Raw genomic sequence first — 15017 nt, 5'->3', positions numbered from 1 at the left:
CTTATTTCTCCTCTTTCAAGAAGCGACTTGTCAATAAACCTACGGCAAAGAATGCTCCCAGGAAAGTAAAGCCAGCCAGACTTAGTACTGCTGCACCCGACAAACCAAGGCCGCTAGTGCAACCTGCTGCGACTCGTGCACCAAAACCAGCCAATATGCCACCAAATAAAGCCGTAATGGATCGCTTAGAACCGCCTAAAAACTTTTTGCCGTCCAGTTGAATATGAATTCTTTTTGCCAGGAATGCGGATAGCAATGCGCCTATAGCCACACCAGTCACTTGCCATGTAATCCATGCATTTAATGGCTTACCCTCTTCAACCATCCCGCCGAGGTAGTCGTTTGCATTAGTTGCAACTGGAGCAATATGCATCCCAACCCAGGTTGTTAAGCGCGTCGTAAAGCCAGTAGCTCCCAGCCCATGACCTGTAATTACAAAAGTGGCCAACAAAACCATTCCGAGAAGTATTCCCGCTAACAGTGGATTCATATATTGAGCCGACTTGGTCTGCTCTACTTCATTATGCATATTTACTCATTTCATTTAACCAATTAACAATATATATATTTATATAGTATACAACTGACATACAAAGTCAATGAATTGAAATGAAATAGCAACATTTATTTGATCTACATCATGCAATTCAGTTTGGGAGCAATAAAACGGGGGCTTAGCTTAAATCTCACCGTTAATTTTGGTTAGATCCAATGCATCTCAGTAAAGGATGCCGCAACAATAGTAATAAATTAGTGACAGGAAAGTCATCACGCGTCATAGCAGAGATGGCCATTAGACTTTGTGGACAAACTGGTCCGTTTCAGGATGCGTAAACTTTCTTAGCCTTGGAACAACCCCACTTAGATGATCCTGCAGCAGGGTTTCTACATCCCAGCTCATCAATGCGCATCGCAACCTCTGTGTAAGGAATGGTAATTGAGCCCGATAAATTACCAAACTCAATCCCTCATGCTAAATTAACTTAACCGTCCAACTTTATGGGGTCAGCTCAAAGGCAGTCTTTATATTTTTAAACACCGGCTTGAGAAAAGCCTTCAAGATTTTTTATACTCGGAATTTGAATACTTAACTTTCCGATATTAGAAATTAAGCCCTGTTCCGCCATAGAAGCAAGGGCTCTACTAATAGTTTCAAACTTCACGTCCATCATTAGGCCCATATCCTCTCTTTTAAAGAGTGGCGCAACTGCCATATCACCTGAGCTCTTGGCAATTCGTAAGAAAAATCGGGCCAGACGCACTTCAATTCTTCCGGTATTGATTTCAGAAAACCATGACTCCGACTGAGTCAGAGCTTCACCCCATTTTTTTACAATTTGGCGATGTAAGCGTGGAGACTCTTCACCCAAGCTGGAAATAATAGCTTTTGGTATGCGGCATAAATGGATATTTGATAAGGCAGTGGCTGAATGAGCATAACTCTTACCCAACAAAGCCTCCATACCAAACAAATCACCCGGCATTACTAATCGGACTATTCTAGTTGAGCCATCGGAATTGATATGCAATAGCTTTATATAACCCTCACGCAAGGTAAATAAATGCTCAGCAGAATCTCCCTGCGTGTAAATCCCTGCATTTGCTTCGAAACGTAAATCATCAATTGGTGAATGAATTTTAGAAAAGTCTTCCTCATTCAATTCGGCAAACAATGCAGAGCTGCGAATAGAGCATGCATTGCAATCACTATTACCCTGCCATGCACTTTTAATTTCAATAGTTTTCATAGGAAAGCAATCACTTCTTAGCAACCAATCCTAATATTGCAGACATGCCAGTGTGCCTTGGACCTTCAGAAAGTTCTTTCTCGTAACTTACAAGCTCGAGTATTTCAAAGTCTTTAGCGAGACCTCGAATCATTTCTTCTGTATAGAGATGCTCTATTAATGATGGGCCGCCGGTTTTGTAATCCAGTTGTTTAGGGGTATAGCCCTGAAGGATGAAGAGGCCACCGGGCTTTGTCGCCTTATAGGCTTGCTCAAAAATTCTAGCGCGCATTACTGGATCAGCAAACTGAATGAAGATACCAATCACTGCGTCATAAGTATTTTCTTGCCACGCATAGCTATCGGTATCGGAGAAGGAATACTCAACTTGCACTTGATTATCTTTAGCAAACTGCTTTGCTTTAGCAAGCGCGACATCAGACGCATCAAAGCCAAAAACTTGCATGCCTTGCTTGGCAAGCCAGACGCCGTTGCGACCTTCGCCGTCAGCAATACATAAAACCTTATCTTTGGGCTTTAGGTATTGCTTTGTTTTCTCAACGAGATACTCATTAGGCTCTTTACCAAAAATAAACTCTTCCTTGTCGAAGCGTTCGTTCCAGAACTGGGTGGCATCCGCGAAACTCATAGACCTATCCTGATGTACTTGATTATTTTTTGAGTCCGCCAACGAGGTCGCTCTTTAAGTCGTTGATGTTTTCAAGGCCAACAGCAATACGCACCAAGCCATCAGAAATACCGGCGGCTTTACGAGCCTCAGGCGTGACACGGCAATGTGTTGTTGTAGCAGGATGTGTAATAGTTGTGCGAGTGTCGCCTAAGTTTGCAGTAATCGAGCAAAGCTTTGTTTGATTGATGAGCTTGAACGCAGCCTTCTTGCCACCCTTCAAGGTGAAAGACACAATCGCCCCACCCTCTTTTTGCTGGCGCATTGCCAACGCATGTTGAGGATGCGATTTCAGGCCAGGATGGTAAACACGCTCCACTCCAGATTGCTTCTCAAGCCATTGAGCCAAGGCGAGTGCATTCTGACTCTGTTGCCTCATGCGAAGTTCTAAAGTCTCCAAGCCCTTGAGGAATACCCAAGCATTGAATGCAGATAGCGTTGGGCCTGCGGTACGCACATAGGGGAATACTTTACCCATGATGAAATCTTTGCTACCCACAATTGCTCCGCCGACCACTCGACCCTGTCCATCCAAGTACTTTGTTGCCGAATGAATCACGACATCAGCACCAAGTGCTAATGGTTTTTGCAAAGCAGGTGTACAGAAGCAGTTATCCACCGCAAATAAGGCGCCTGCTTTTTTAGCAATCTTTGAAATCGCTCTGATATCAGCAATCTCAGTCAACGGATTGGAAGGTGTCTCAAGGTAGAACAGCTTAGTATTTGGCTGAACGGCGGCCTGCCATGACTTGGTATCAGCCAAATCAGCATAAGTGGTTGTAATGCCAAAGCGGCCCAAGATATTAGTGAACAACTGAATCGTTGCACCAAATACCGAGCGCGAGCAAACCACGTGATCACCTGCTTGTAAATGCGCCATTGCCATTGTAAGAATGGCAGACATTCCGGAAGCGGTAGCAATACAAGCCTCACCACCCTCTAAAGCAGCCAAGCGATCTTGAAACATGCTCACGGTTGGATTGGTAAAGCGAGAATAGATAAAGCCTTGGTCAGCATGCGCAAAACCATCGGCTGCTAACTCTGCACTATCAAAACAAAAGCTTGATGTTAGAAACATCGCCTCTGAATGCTCTTGGTATTCAGCGGTGCGACGAGTACCAGCGCGAACCGCTAAGGTCTCGAGCGCAAGCTTAGAAAAATCGGGTTTTTTACGTATAGTTTTGCTCTTCATGCTGCTATTTTGACACCAAATCATGATTTTGCCTCGAGCGAGGCAAAATCCTGTCGCTTTTTAGTCTTCGGTGGCCAAATGCAGGTGGAGTTGTGAACGGGCGAAATCGCTCGAATCCTTTTGGCGGTCTGCCTTCGCGTCAGAGGTATTTCTAGCGGCCTCCAAAGCATCTAGATAGGACTCGGTGATATCGCCAGTTACGTAGAAGCCATCGAAGCAAGAGGCCTCAAAGTTCTTAATATCCGGATTAACATCTCTTACCGCCTGCTTCATATCTTCAATACTTTGATAGATCAACTGATCGGCACCAATCATCTTATTAATCTCTTCATCGGTACGACCATAGGCAACCAATTCGCTACGGGTTGGCATATCAATACCGTAGACGTTGGGGAAGCGCACTGGCGGCGCAGCAGATGCAAAGATCACTTTCTTGGCACCGGATTCACGAGCCATCTGCACAATCTCAAATGAGGTAGTGCCACGAACGATAGAGTCATCCACAATCAAGACCGTCTTATCTTTGAACTCAATGCGCATAGCATTGAGTTTTTGACGAACAGATTTCTTACGAACGGCTTGGCCTGGCATGATAAATGTACGACCGATATAACGGTTCTTAAAGAAGCCTTCACGGTAATCCACGCCCAATTTCTTTGCTACTTGCATAGCTGCTGGACGACTGGAATCCGGAATCGGCATCACTACATCAATTTCATCGACATTAGTCTCTTTGCGGATCTTCTCAGCCAAGTAATCGCCCATACGCATACGCACGTTGTAGACGGTCACACCGTCAATCGTTGAGTCTGGACGGGCCATATAGACATACTCAAAAATGCAAGGCGTTAACACTGCATTCGGCACACATTGACGTGAATAGAAATTGCCGTCCAAGTCAATATAAATTGCTTCACCTGGATGAACGTCGCGCACAAACGTAAAGCCTAGACCTTCAAGCGCTACAGACTCAGATGCAATCATCCACTCAGGGCCCTGAGGAGTATCGATACGGCCAATACACAGCGGACGAATGCCATACTGATCACGGAAGGCTAATAAGCCATAACCCGCTATTAAAGAAACTACTGCATAAGACCCTTTAACGCGATTGGTTACACCAGTCACAGCGTTAAACATCGCGCCCTCATCCAGGGCTGCACTATTGGTTTCTTTTTGAAGTTCGTCAGCCAATACGTTAAGCAATACTTCAGTATCAGAACTGGTGTTGATGTGACGACGATCGCGATAAGCCATCTCAACACGTAAGCTTGGAGCATTTGTTAGATTACCGTTATGCGCCAAGATAATGCCGTAAGGTGCACTCACATAGAAAGGTTGCGCCTCTTCTTCACTACTTGCAGAGCCTGCAGTTGGGTAGCGCACTTGGCCAATACCAGCGTTCCCAACCAAGCTACGCATATTGCGAGTTCTAAACACATCTCGTACCAAGCCATTGGCTTTATGCATCGTGAATGAATTACCGTTCATCGTTGCAATACCTGCCGCATCCTGTCCGCGATGCTGCAAAAGCAGCAGCGCATCATAGAGAAGTTGATTTACTGGTGAGTGGGAAACAGTTCCGACGACGCCGCACATATCTCTAGATTCCTATTGTTAATTTAGGAGTAATGGTAGGGCTAACTTTAGGCATTGCATCACCTAATTGCTTAGCCCAGTCGGCAGGTAGCCAACCTTTAATTAAACCGGTTGCCATATCAATTGCTGGTCTGGTAATGGCGTTCTTCCAAGCCATACTTTGCGGGATGGGTGTGAGTGCCGCTAGAGTAGCCAACACTACTATGACCAAGCCACCACGGATCACGCCAAATATTAAACCCAAGAAGCGGTCTGTGAGACTAAGACCCACTGACAAAATAATCTTCTGCACTACCCCACCAAACAAACCACAGATGATGAGGGTTAATACAAACAATATGATGAAACTCAAGCCAAGACTCAGTAATTCATCCAGATGAAATGTCGAGAGCCACTCGGTTGAGAGGTAGTTACTGTAGTGATAAGCAACCCAAGCTGCGGCGAACCAAGAGGCTAAAGCAAGGACCTCTTTAAATAAACCGCGAGAGATGCCAACTAAGGCAGAAACCAAGAGCACAACTAGGGTGAAGTAATCCACCGATGTTAGCTTGAGGGTGGACAAGTATTCCATTACTGTTTACCAGACTCGACGAGTCTTGGTGTAAGACCCATCGCCTTAATTTTCTTTTCCGCTGCTTCTGCGACGTCTTTATCAGCAAAGGGTCCTGCTCGTACAAGGAAAATCTTGCCACCATCGACACCCGCCTTACTCAAGGTATAACTCGGAATGTTTTGATTTTTGAGTCTTGCGGACAAGGCCTTTACATTAGCCTCGGATGCAAAAGCACCAATCTGAATAATGTACTTACCTGAACCTGAAGTGCTTGACTTAGGTACGTCAGCTGTTTTAGGTTTTGTGTCGGCCTTAGGACTTGCCGCAGCAACAACCTCTTCACCCGCAGCCAAGCCTAATGTGCCCGATTTATTTACTGCAGGCACTGCTGGTTTAGTTTCCACCTTGGCTTCGGGCTTAGCTTCTACTTTTGCTTCTGGCGTAGGTGCGGCGGCGACCTTGGGAGCTTCTTTAGCAGGCTCAACAGGAGCTTCGGCCTTAGGTTTTTCTTCGGCCTTAGGCTCTGTACCGGGAATAGGTAAGCTGGTAACAATATTTACTGCGATATCGTTAGATGATGCTTTTGGTTTGCTATCCAAAATACGAGGCAAGCCAATAACAGCAATTAATACGAGGACGGCAGCACCAATCAGACGATGACGCGCTCTTTGCTGCTCTGGATCTTCTGTGAGGGCAAGTTCTTCAGCTTCTGCTGCGCGCTGAAAACTACGTGGGGCTACTCGTTTGGCGGTGCGACTACCCCTTGAACCTATTTCAAGGTCATCGGACTGGGTTTTTCGCTTAAAAAAGCTTGGTAAACGAATCATGGATCAGTGGGCCTGGTTGTTTCGGTAAGTCATTACGCCTGCAACGGTATAGAAGGATCCGAAGGTCACAATTCTATCACCCTCACCCGCCAAAGATAGCGCTTTTTGATACGCTAAAGCGGGTTCTGAGAAGCATTCAATACCCCCATCTGACCCATTTTTTTGCTTTACTCCCATAGATTCAAGCTTCTCGGCCAGAAGCTTAGCGCTCGCAGCTCTGGGGGTCGGTAAATCAGTGCAAAACCAGAAATCCACGATATTTAGGAGGGGTTTAATCACCCCCTCAATATCCTTGTCAGCCATAGCTCCAAAAATGGCATAGGTGTAGGGGTGGTAACCCATCTTATCGAGCCCCTGAGCCAAGGTGGCAGCAGCATGGGGATTATGAGCAACATCCAATACCACGGTAGGCTGACCCGGAAGAACCTGGAATCGGCCTGGTAGCTCAACCAAAGCAAAACCATTGCGAATATCCTGGGCGCTCACTGGTAGGCGTTGGTGCAATGCCATTAAGGCGGCAATAACAGCAGAGGCATTCAGAATCTGATTAGCACCCCGCAGCGCTGGGTAGCCAAGGCCACTAAAGCGCTTTTTACGCCCTGCCCAACCCCATTGCTGCTTATCACCCTGGAAGTTGTAATCACGTCCCTGCAACCAAAGATCACAACCCAGTTTTTCAGCATATTCAATGAGTGATTGTGGTGGCACAGGATCACCACACACTGCGATCTGTCCTGGACGGAAAATGCCAGCCTTTTCTAAGCCAATGGCTTCGCGTGTGCCACCCAAAAAATCCGCATGATCGATATCGATACTAGTCACGATTGCACAATCAGCATCAACGATATTGACGGCGTCTAAGCGACCGCCCATTCCCACCTCCAAGACAACCGCATCTAAATTGGACTTAGCAAACAGATGCATGATAGCTAAAGTAGTGAACTCAAAATACGTTAAGGTCGGTGCATCGACTAGACTCACCCGAGCTTCTTCGACAGCAGCAAAATGTTCAAGCAAGAGATTGTCTTTGACATCTTCACCATTGATGCGCGCACGCTCATTGAATTTGAGTAAATGTGGGGAGGTATGGCAACCGACTCTATAACCAGAAGCCAACAGAATGCTCTCCAGAAATGCACAGGTCGAGCCTTTGCCATTTGTACCGGCAACCGTAATTACTGGGCAATCAAAATGGAGATCTAATGCAGCCTTCACGCGATTGATGCGCTCAAGCCCCATGTCTATGCCAACGGGGTGAGCAGTTTCGAGGTGACTAAGCCAAGCCTCTAGGCTAGGAAATAATATGGGGGCTTGGTGTGCTGAGCTCAAGCGCTTAAACGACTGCGCTACCCGCGATAGCAGGCTCAGGAAGCTTTTGTAACAAAGCAAGTAAAAGCGCGATTTCACCGCGCATCTGACGACGATCAACAATCATGTCAATGCCGCCCTTTTGCATTAGGAACTCAGATCTCTGAAATCCTTCTGGTAATTTTTCGCGAACAGTTTGTTCAATCACGCGTGGGCCAGCAAAACCAATTAACGCTTTTGGCTCAGCCATCACTACATCACCCATGAAGGCAAAGCTGGCAGAAATACCACCCATCGTTGGGTCAGTGAGCACGCTAATATAAGGCAAGCCTTTTTTAGCCAACAAGGTCAACATCGAATTAGTTTTCGCCATTTGGAAAAGCGATAACAAGCTTTCTTGCATTCGCGCACCGCCAGTAGCAGTGACACAAATGAAAGCGCACTTCTTATTAATTGCCTCTTGCACTCCGCGGGCAAAACGCTCGCCTACTACAGAGCCCATTGAGCCACCCATATATTGGAATTCGAAACAAGCAGCTACTACAGGAATAGTTTCAATCTTGCCACCCATCACAATGAGGGCCTCAGATTCACCAGAAGCATCATTCGCTTCTTTAATGCGATCTGGATATTTTTTAGAGTCTTTAAATTTCAGCGGGTCAGTTGGATAGATATCAGCGCCGATTTCGTAGCGGCCTTTTTCATCTAGCAAGCTGTCTAAGCGCAGACGTGCTCCGATACGCATGTGATGACTACATTTTGGGCATACCGATAAATTGGCTTCAATGTCAGTGCTATACAGAACAGTTTCACAACTGGGGCACTTGACCCACAATCCCTCAGGTACTGACTTGCGATTTGCGGGATCAGTATGTTGAATTTGGGGTGGGAGTAATTTATCTATCCAGCTCATTAGTTTTTAGCTATCCAATGCGTCGCGTATCTCACGAATGAAGGTTTCCAGTGATTGTACCGCCTGCCCAGGGGGCGCATCCTCTAAAAGACGAATAATTCGGCTGCCAATCACAACCGCATCCGCACTTACCGATACCGCCTTGGCACTAGCTGCATCACTAATACCAAACCCTACAGCAATCGGAATATCTGTCTCTTCACGAATTTTCGGGATGATACTGGCCACATCCTGCGTATTGAGGTTAGCTGCACCAGTAACCCCTCTCATAGAAACGTAATAGATATAACCAGAGGCTATTTTGGCCGCCTCTTTTATGCGCTCATGTGATGATGTAGGCGCCAATAAGAAAATCGGGTCAATGCCGGCAACACGCATACGAGCGGCAAAGTCCACACACTCTTCTGGTGGGTAATCCACTACGAGAACACCGTCGACACCAGCAGCCTTCGCTTCGGTTGCAAAACGCTCTGCTCCCATTTGCTCAACTGGGTTTGCATAACCCATCAAAACAACTGGTGTATTAGCATCCTGTTTGCGGAATTCTTTTACCATCTCTAAGCAGCTATGCAAAGTGACACCTTGAGTCAGTGCGCGTTCCGATGATCTCTGAATGACAGGACCATCAGCCATTGGATCTGAAAATGGCACACCTAATTCAATCACACTTGAACCGCCACGAACTAATGCATGCATGAGTTCAACGGTTTGCTTCGGATCTGGATCACCAGCAGTAATAAAAGGAATCAATCCTTTCTTACCTGTTGCTTTTAGCTCCTTGAAGAGCGCAGTAATTTTTGACATAACTCTTTCTTAACCTTCTGAACCTGTTGCTTGCGCAACGGTATGCATATCCTTGTCACCGCGGCCAGAAAGGTTGACCAAGATAGTCTTGTCTTTTGACAAGGTCTTAGCAAGCTTGCAGGCATAAGCAATGGCGTGTGAAGACTCAAGCGCAGGAATGATGCCTTCAATCTGGCAGCAATCATGGAATGCTTGGAGCGCCTCTTCATCTGTAATGGCCACATAATCTGCGCGACCAGAATCTTTTAACCATGCATGCTCAGGACCAACGCCTGGGTAATCCATTCCAGCAGAAACAGAATGTGTTTCAGAGATCTGACCATTTTTGTCTTGCAATAAATAAGTACGGTTGCCGTGTAACACGCCAGGCGTACCAACGCACAAGGCTGCTGAATGCAAACCACTTCCCAGACCATGTCCTGCTGCCTCAACACCAACGAGTTTCACTTCCGGGAAATCAATGTAAGGATAAAAAATGCCCATCGCATTAGAGCCGCCACCAACACAAGCTAAAATATAGTCAGGTTGACGACCAGTCATCTCTGGCATCTGTACTTTGCACTCTTCACCAATCACACTCTGAAAATCTCTCACCATCATTGGATAAGGATGTGGTCCTGCGACAGTGCCGATGATGTAGAAAGTATTATCTACGTTGGTAACCCAATCCCGCATCGCTTCATTGAGCGCATCCTTCAAAGTCTTGGTACCAGATTCCACCGGAACTACCTTAGCACCAAGGAGTTTCATGCGAAATACGTTTTGCGCCTGACGGGCTACGTCCACAGAGCCTTGATAGACCGTGCAGTCTAAACCAAAGCGAGCGCAGATCGTTGCTGTAGCAACACCGTGCTGCCCTGCTCCTGTCTCAGCAATAATGCGAGGCTTACCCATGCGCTTGGCCAACATCGCTTGACCAATCACGTTATTAATCTTGTGTGCGCCAGTGTGATTTAAATCTTCACGTTTCAGATAGATTTGTGCGCCACCCAGCATTTCGCTCCAACGCTTAGCGTGATACACAGGTGAAGGTCTACCAACAAAGTGCTTTAACTCGTAATGAAACTCTTCAATGAATTCTGGATCGTACTGATACTTTGCATAAGCTTCTTTAAGCTCATCTAAGGCAAACATCAATGTCTCAGAAACAAACACGCCGCCGTAAGGACCGAAGTGTCCTCGTGCATCTGGCTTGTCGTACATAGCTACCTCTTTTGATTTATCTACAGCAAATTATTGGGATGATGCTTTGGCATCCGCTGCGCGCACTGCTTGAACAAATTGGGCCATGAGCGCAGGATCTTTAACACCCCTGCTGCTTTCTACGCCACTACTGACGTCAACCGCGCAAGGATGCAGGCGTGCAATGGCCTCGCCCACGTTGTGCGTGTTCAATCCACCACTCAAAACGACCCGAGGCGCGTTTTCGCTTACCCATGTTTGTGGAATCCCTTGCCAATCAAAAGGAACGCCCCCGCCACCGTATCCCTCAACCAAGGCATCCAGCAGAAAAGCGTTTGCATCCCCATATTGTAGGGAAAAATCGTCAAAAGCGAAGCCAGTTCCTACACGAGCAGCCTTCATCCAAGGCTCACCTGCAGCAAGCTGGGCACAGCGCTCTGGGGTCTCATCCCCATGAAACTGCCATAAGGTGATCGAGGCGGCAGCCCGAATTGCGGCAAATTGCTCATCTGTAGCATTTACAACCAATCCAACGGCATCCACCCCTGCTGGGAGCCTGGAAATGAGTTGGGCCGCAATATTGGGGCTCACAGCGCGTACGCTGGGTGGATAAAAGACGAAGCCAACGGCATCCACCCCTGCAGAAACAGCGGAATCGATGTCAGCAGCCGTTTTTAAGCCACAGATTTTGACCCTAGTTCGGTCCGGAGAATATGTCAGCAAGCTCATAAATGAATGATAAGGCCAAGGGCCTTTATTTCCCTTGCGCTCTCTTTTGTTTCCCAATGACCTGATCTGGCAGCCAAGAGTTTTCCAACCAAGGCTGGGGGATGGCATATTCGTCCGGATAAGTGATTTTGGCCAAATACAGGCCATCGGCCATAAAAGTAGGAGCGGCGATTTGCCTATTCTTAGCAGCCAAGACTTCGGCCATCCACTCCGGCTTTTGTCTACCCTGACCAATTTGCAAAAAACAGCCGACTACATTGCGGATCATGTGATGCAAAAAAGCATTTCCCTGAATTCGAAAATATAGCCATGGTTGCTCAGAAATAATCTCAATGGAGTAAATCTTTTTTACCGGTGTTTTGCTCTGGCACTCGGATGAACGAAAAGAACTAAAGTCGTGTTCGCCAATCAAGCACTCAGCTGATTTTTTCATAGCCTCTACATCAAGCCATTGATTTGGTGGCACCAGTAAGTAACCTGCGCGTGAGTGCGACATCGGCGAACGACAAGGTCCCGCTTGCAAGGCATAAATATATTCACGCTCATACGCAGAGAAGCGCGCACTGAACTCATCAGAAACTGGTTTTGCCCAGTTGACCACAATCGATGACGGTAAGAATGAGTTCACTCCCCTTACCCATGAAAAGTCTTCACGATCAACATTGGTATCGAAGTGAACAACCTGCCCCAAGGCGTGAACACCGGTGTCGGTTCTTCCTGCGGTAATGGTATGAATGGGATGTTCTGCACAAGCCTGCTCACCAACAAAGGCCGTAATGGCCTTTTCTAATTCATCTTGTACTGTGTTGTGATTAACTTGGGTTTGCCAGCCTGAGTAGGGGCTGCCGTCATACTGAAGGCCAAGGGCTATGCGCATAGTCTAGGTATTGCGATGCGAGATTTCTGCCAACAAGCCCTGCGCTTCAATGGTGATGGCTGGATCGACAGAATTACTGATACGAAGCACTTCATCCAAAGACTTTTTAGCTGCAGAGAAATCTTCAATCGTGATGTAAGCACGCGCTAGATTTAATTTGACGCGCAAAGTATCTGCAAGTGGATTTGACGCTGGGGCAGCAGTTGTTACGGGAACCTCTTTTGCAGGCTTTGAAAGATCAAGATCTATGCCATCAAACAATGCCTTTGCACGAGCCGGCATTTCAAAATGAGAGCTGGCTGCAGGTTTATCATTTTTAGCAACATGATGTGTATCAGCATGAAAGCTTGGCGCCTCTGAGCGACGCGCATTGCGGGCTAATCCCCAGAGCAATAAACCTGTCAAGCCAATCAAACCAATAGCCAGGATAGCCGGGCCAAATCCACCTAAGCCAAAATTGCTGTCGACTGCTTTCTTCTCCTTAGATTTATCTAGAAGTCTATGTAAGTCAGCGATATTCTTTTCTAACTCTGCAACCCGAGCTTTAGTCTGCTCCAACATCTTCTCTTGAGCGACCAACTCTTCAGTGTAGCGACGCTCTTGATCGTTGCCATCAGCGCTTGAACCAATCTTCAGTCGATCCTTAGGAACAACTTCCCCTGTTTTAGCATTACCTGATTTTCCATTAGCAGCGCCCACGTCTTTTTCGTCATGTTCAGTGCGCCACTGTTCGTTAGCATCTGCTACAAACTGATTGGCCTCTGCCGGACTAATGGAGCGCAGCAGCGCCTGACTGGGTTTGGACAACTCAGCTCCGGCGGCCAAGCGATTGATACTACCGCTAGCAAACGCATCAGGGTTGGCCTTATACAAGGCCATCATGGTTTGATCTAAGTTAGCACCATCCAATTGAGGCGCCATGATGGCAGCTATTTCAGATAAGGACTGACCAGGCTTTACGGTGATCTTCTGAACATCACCGAGTAACAATGTGAACGTCTTAGTAAGGCTGCCGCTAGACCAATTGAGATTAACCAATACATCTAAGAATGGATCATCAGTCATCGGCACAGAATTGACCGTCTCTACCAAAACCATCAGTTGCTCTTGACGATTGCGATACACCATTGCCTGCGGATTGAGGTCAAGAATCTTTTGTGAAATGCCTAAGCGCTCATAAGATGCCTTATTAGGCATTGTCACGTTCAGGGTAGATAAAGCAGCTTGCTCATCTGCACCAACTCGAACTGGGATCTCAACACGCAGTGGCTCACCGGGACGGGACTGAAGTTGAGGAGCGCCCAAGCTAATCGCACCAGCAATAGATGACCAACTAAGCAGAACAACACAAAGTAGCTTTAAGCCTAGTTGACCAATACGAAACATAAAGGCTTAATTACTTCTCAAGCAAGATGCGCAACATGCGGCGCAATGGCTCAGCAGCACCCCACAAGAGTTGGTCACCAACAGTAAAGGCGCCCAAATAATCTGGGCCCATTGCCATCTTATGCAAACGGCCAATAGGTACAGTCAATGTACCGCTTACTGCTGCAGGTGATAAATCACGCTCAGTAGTTTCGCGATCATTCGGCACTACTTTGACCCACTGATTATCTGCAGCCAAAATCGCTTCGATTTCTTTGAGTGGAATATCTTTTTTCAGCTTAACGGTCAAACCTTGTGAATGGCAACGCATTGCGCCAACACGCACACACAAACCATCAATTGGAATGCTGCCAGGTGTACGGAATGCAGGACGACCTAAGATCTTGTTGAACTCAGCGCCACCCTTCCACTCTTCTTTAGTTTGTCCATTCTCAACAGGTACGTCGATCCATGGAATCAGGCTACCCGCTAAAGCAGTATTGCGGAAATTCTTATTCGGGAAATCAGCGGAACGTAATGTCTCAGTAACCTTGCGGTCAATATCGAGAATCCAAGAAGATGGATCAGCCAACTCAGTAGCTACACTGTCACGCAAAGCACCCATTTGCAGCAATAGCTCACGCATGTTTTGAGCACCAGCACCAGAAGCTGCTTGATAAGTCATCGCGCTGATCCACTCAACCATGTCAGCCTTAACCAAACCACCCATAGCCATCATCATCAAACTCACAGTGCAATTAGCACCGATCCAATTCTTCCCCCCAGCGGCTAAAGCCTTATCAATCACCGGGCGATTAACGGGATCCAAAACCAATACTGCGTCATCCTTCATGCGTAACGCACTAGCTGCATCAATCCAGTGACCATTCCACCCTGCTGCACGAAGCTTGGGGAAGATGTCATTGGTGTAGTCACCACCCTGGCAAGTCAAGATGATGTCGCAACGTGACAATGTTTTGATGTCATTCGCATCTTGCAAGGCGCTTTCGCTCTTAGTCACTTTTTGACCATTGAGCAAAGGTACCTCACCACCCGCTTGGCTGGTACTAAAAAATACAGGCTCGATTAGGTCGAAATCTTTTTCAGCCAACATCCTCTCCATGAGAACGCTGCCGACCATGCCGCGCCAGCCAACTAAACCAACTAAAGGTGTTTTTGAATTTGCCATGATGAACTATCTAGTGAATGTGTTTGTTTTGCTTCTTGTTTTGCTTCTTGTTTTGCTTCTGTTT

Annotated in this window: 15 protein-coding genes; all 15 read right to left on the bottom strand. The window is 46.9% G+C overall.

All coding sequences use genetic code 11. From position 1 onward, the window contains the following. Nucleotide 1 precedes the first annotated feature (1 nt). A complete protein-coding gene (locus C2755_RS04275) occupies nt 2–529 on the bottom strand; it encodes a YeeE/YedE thiosulfate transporter family protein (RefSeq protein WP_215321929.1) in 528 nt (175 codons plus the stop codon). 502 nt (nt 530–1031) lie between these two features. After that, complete coding sequence (locus tag C2755_RS04270; RefSeq protein ID WP_215321927.1) at nt 1032–1748, bottom strand: Crp/Fnr family transcriptional regulator; 717 nt, start codon at nt 1746–1748, stop codon at nt 1032–1034. Nucleotides 1749–1758: 10 nt separating this feature from the next. Next, nucleotides 1759–2376 (bottom strand): bifunctional 2-polyprenyl-6-hydroxyphenol methylase/3-demethylubiquinol 3-O-methyltransferase UbiG, encoded by a 618-nt coding sequence (locus tag C2755_RS04265; protein WP_215321925.1) that lies wholly within the window; start codon nt 2374–2376, stop codon nt 1759–1761. Between the two features lie 22 nt (nt 2377–2398). Then, the gene (locus tag C2755_RS04260; protein WP_215321923.1) at nt 2399–3607 is read right to left on the bottom strand and encodes an O-succinylhomoserine sulfhydrylase; all 1209 of its coding nucleotides are present in this window, start codon (nt 3605–3607) and stop codon (nt 2399–2401) included. A gap of 60 nt (nt 3608–3667) precedes the next feature. Beyond that, a complete protein-coding gene (purF, locus tag C2755_RS04255; RefSeq protein ID WP_215321921.1) occupies nt 3668–5206 on the bottom strand; it encodes an amidophosphoribosyltransferase in 1539 nt (512 codons plus the stop codon). A gap of 4 nt (nt 5207–5210) precedes the next feature. Then, nucleotides 5211–5777: a CvpA family protein gene (locus C2755_RS04250; protein ID WP_215321919.1), complete on the bottom strand. Its 567-nt coding sequence runs from the start codon at nt 5775–5777 to the stop codon at nt 5211–5213. Further along, complete coding sequence (locus C2755_RS04245) at nt 5777–6586, bottom strand: SPOR domain-containing protein (RefSeq protein ID WP_215321918.1); 810 nt, start codon at nt 6584–6586, stop codon at nt 5777–5779. The genes C2755_RS04250 and C2755_RS04245 overlap by 1 nt, the downstream gene beginning before the upstream one ends. Before the next feature lie 3 nt (nt 6587–6589). Beyond that, a complete protein-coding gene (gene folC, locus C2755_RS04240) occupies nt 6590–7915 on the bottom strand; it encodes a bifunctional tetrahydrofolate synthase/dihydrofolate synthase (protein WP_215321916.1) in 1326 nt (441 codons plus the stop codon). Between the two features lie 4 nt (nt 7916–7919). Then, nucleotides 7920–8807, bottom strand: coding sequence for an acetyl-CoA carboxylase, carboxyltransferase subunit beta (gene accD, locus C2755_RS04235; RefSeq protein WP_215321914.1), 888 nt, complete (start codon nt 8805–8807; stop codon nt 7920–7922). A gap of 6 nt (nt 8808–8813) precedes the next feature. After that, complete coding sequence (gene trpA / locus C2755_RS04230; protein WP_215321913.1) at nt 8814–9611, bottom strand: tryptophan synthase subunit alpha; 798 nt, start codon at nt 9609–9611, stop codon at nt 8814–8816. A gap of 9 nt (nt 9612–9620) precedes the next feature. After that, a complete protein-coding gene (trpB, locus tag C2755_RS04225; protein ID WP_215321912.1) occupies nt 9621–10814 on the bottom strand; it encodes a tryptophan synthase subunit beta in 1194 nt (397 codons plus the stop codon). Between the two features lie 30 nt (nt 10815–10844). After that, complete coding sequence (locus C2755_RS04220) at nt 10845–11522, bottom strand: phosphoribosylanthranilate isomerase (RefSeq protein ID WP_215321911.1); 678 nt, start codon at nt 11520–11522, stop codon at nt 10845–10847. A 25-nt stretch (nt 11523–11547) separates the two neighbouring features. Beyond that, nucleotides 11548–12399: a tRNA pseudouridine(38-40) synthase TruA gene (truA, locus tag C2755_RS04215; RefSeq protein ID WP_215321910.1), complete on the bottom strand. Its 852-nt coding sequence runs from the start codon at nt 12397–12399 to the stop codon at nt 11548–11550. A gap of 3 nt (nt 12400–12402) precedes the next feature. Continuing rightward, nucleotides 12403–13785 carry a FimV/HubP family polar landmark protein gene (locus tag C2755_RS04210; RefSeq protein WP_215321909.1) on the bottom strand — a complete coding sequence of 461 codons (1383 nt, stop codon included), beginning with the start codon at nt 13783–13785 and terminating at the stop codon, nt 12403–12405. 10 nt (nt 13786–13795) lie between these two features. Continuing rightward, nucleotides 13796–14953, bottom strand: a complete 1158-nt coding sequence (gene asd / locus C2755_RS04205; RefSeq protein WP_215321908.1) for an aspartate-semialdehyde dehydrogenase — start codon at nt 14951–14953, stop codon at nt 13796–13798. Nucleotides 14954–15017 lie beyond the last annotated feature (64 nt).

The organism is Polynucleobacter sp. MWH-S4W17 (assembly GCF_018687535.1).
Classification (GTDB): domain Bacteria; phylum Pseudomonadota; class Gammaproteobacteria; order Burkholderiales; family Burkholderiaceae; genus Polynucleobacter.
Note: the sequence above shows the minus strand (reverse complement) of the source record. Positions and strands in the feature narration are given on the sequence as shown.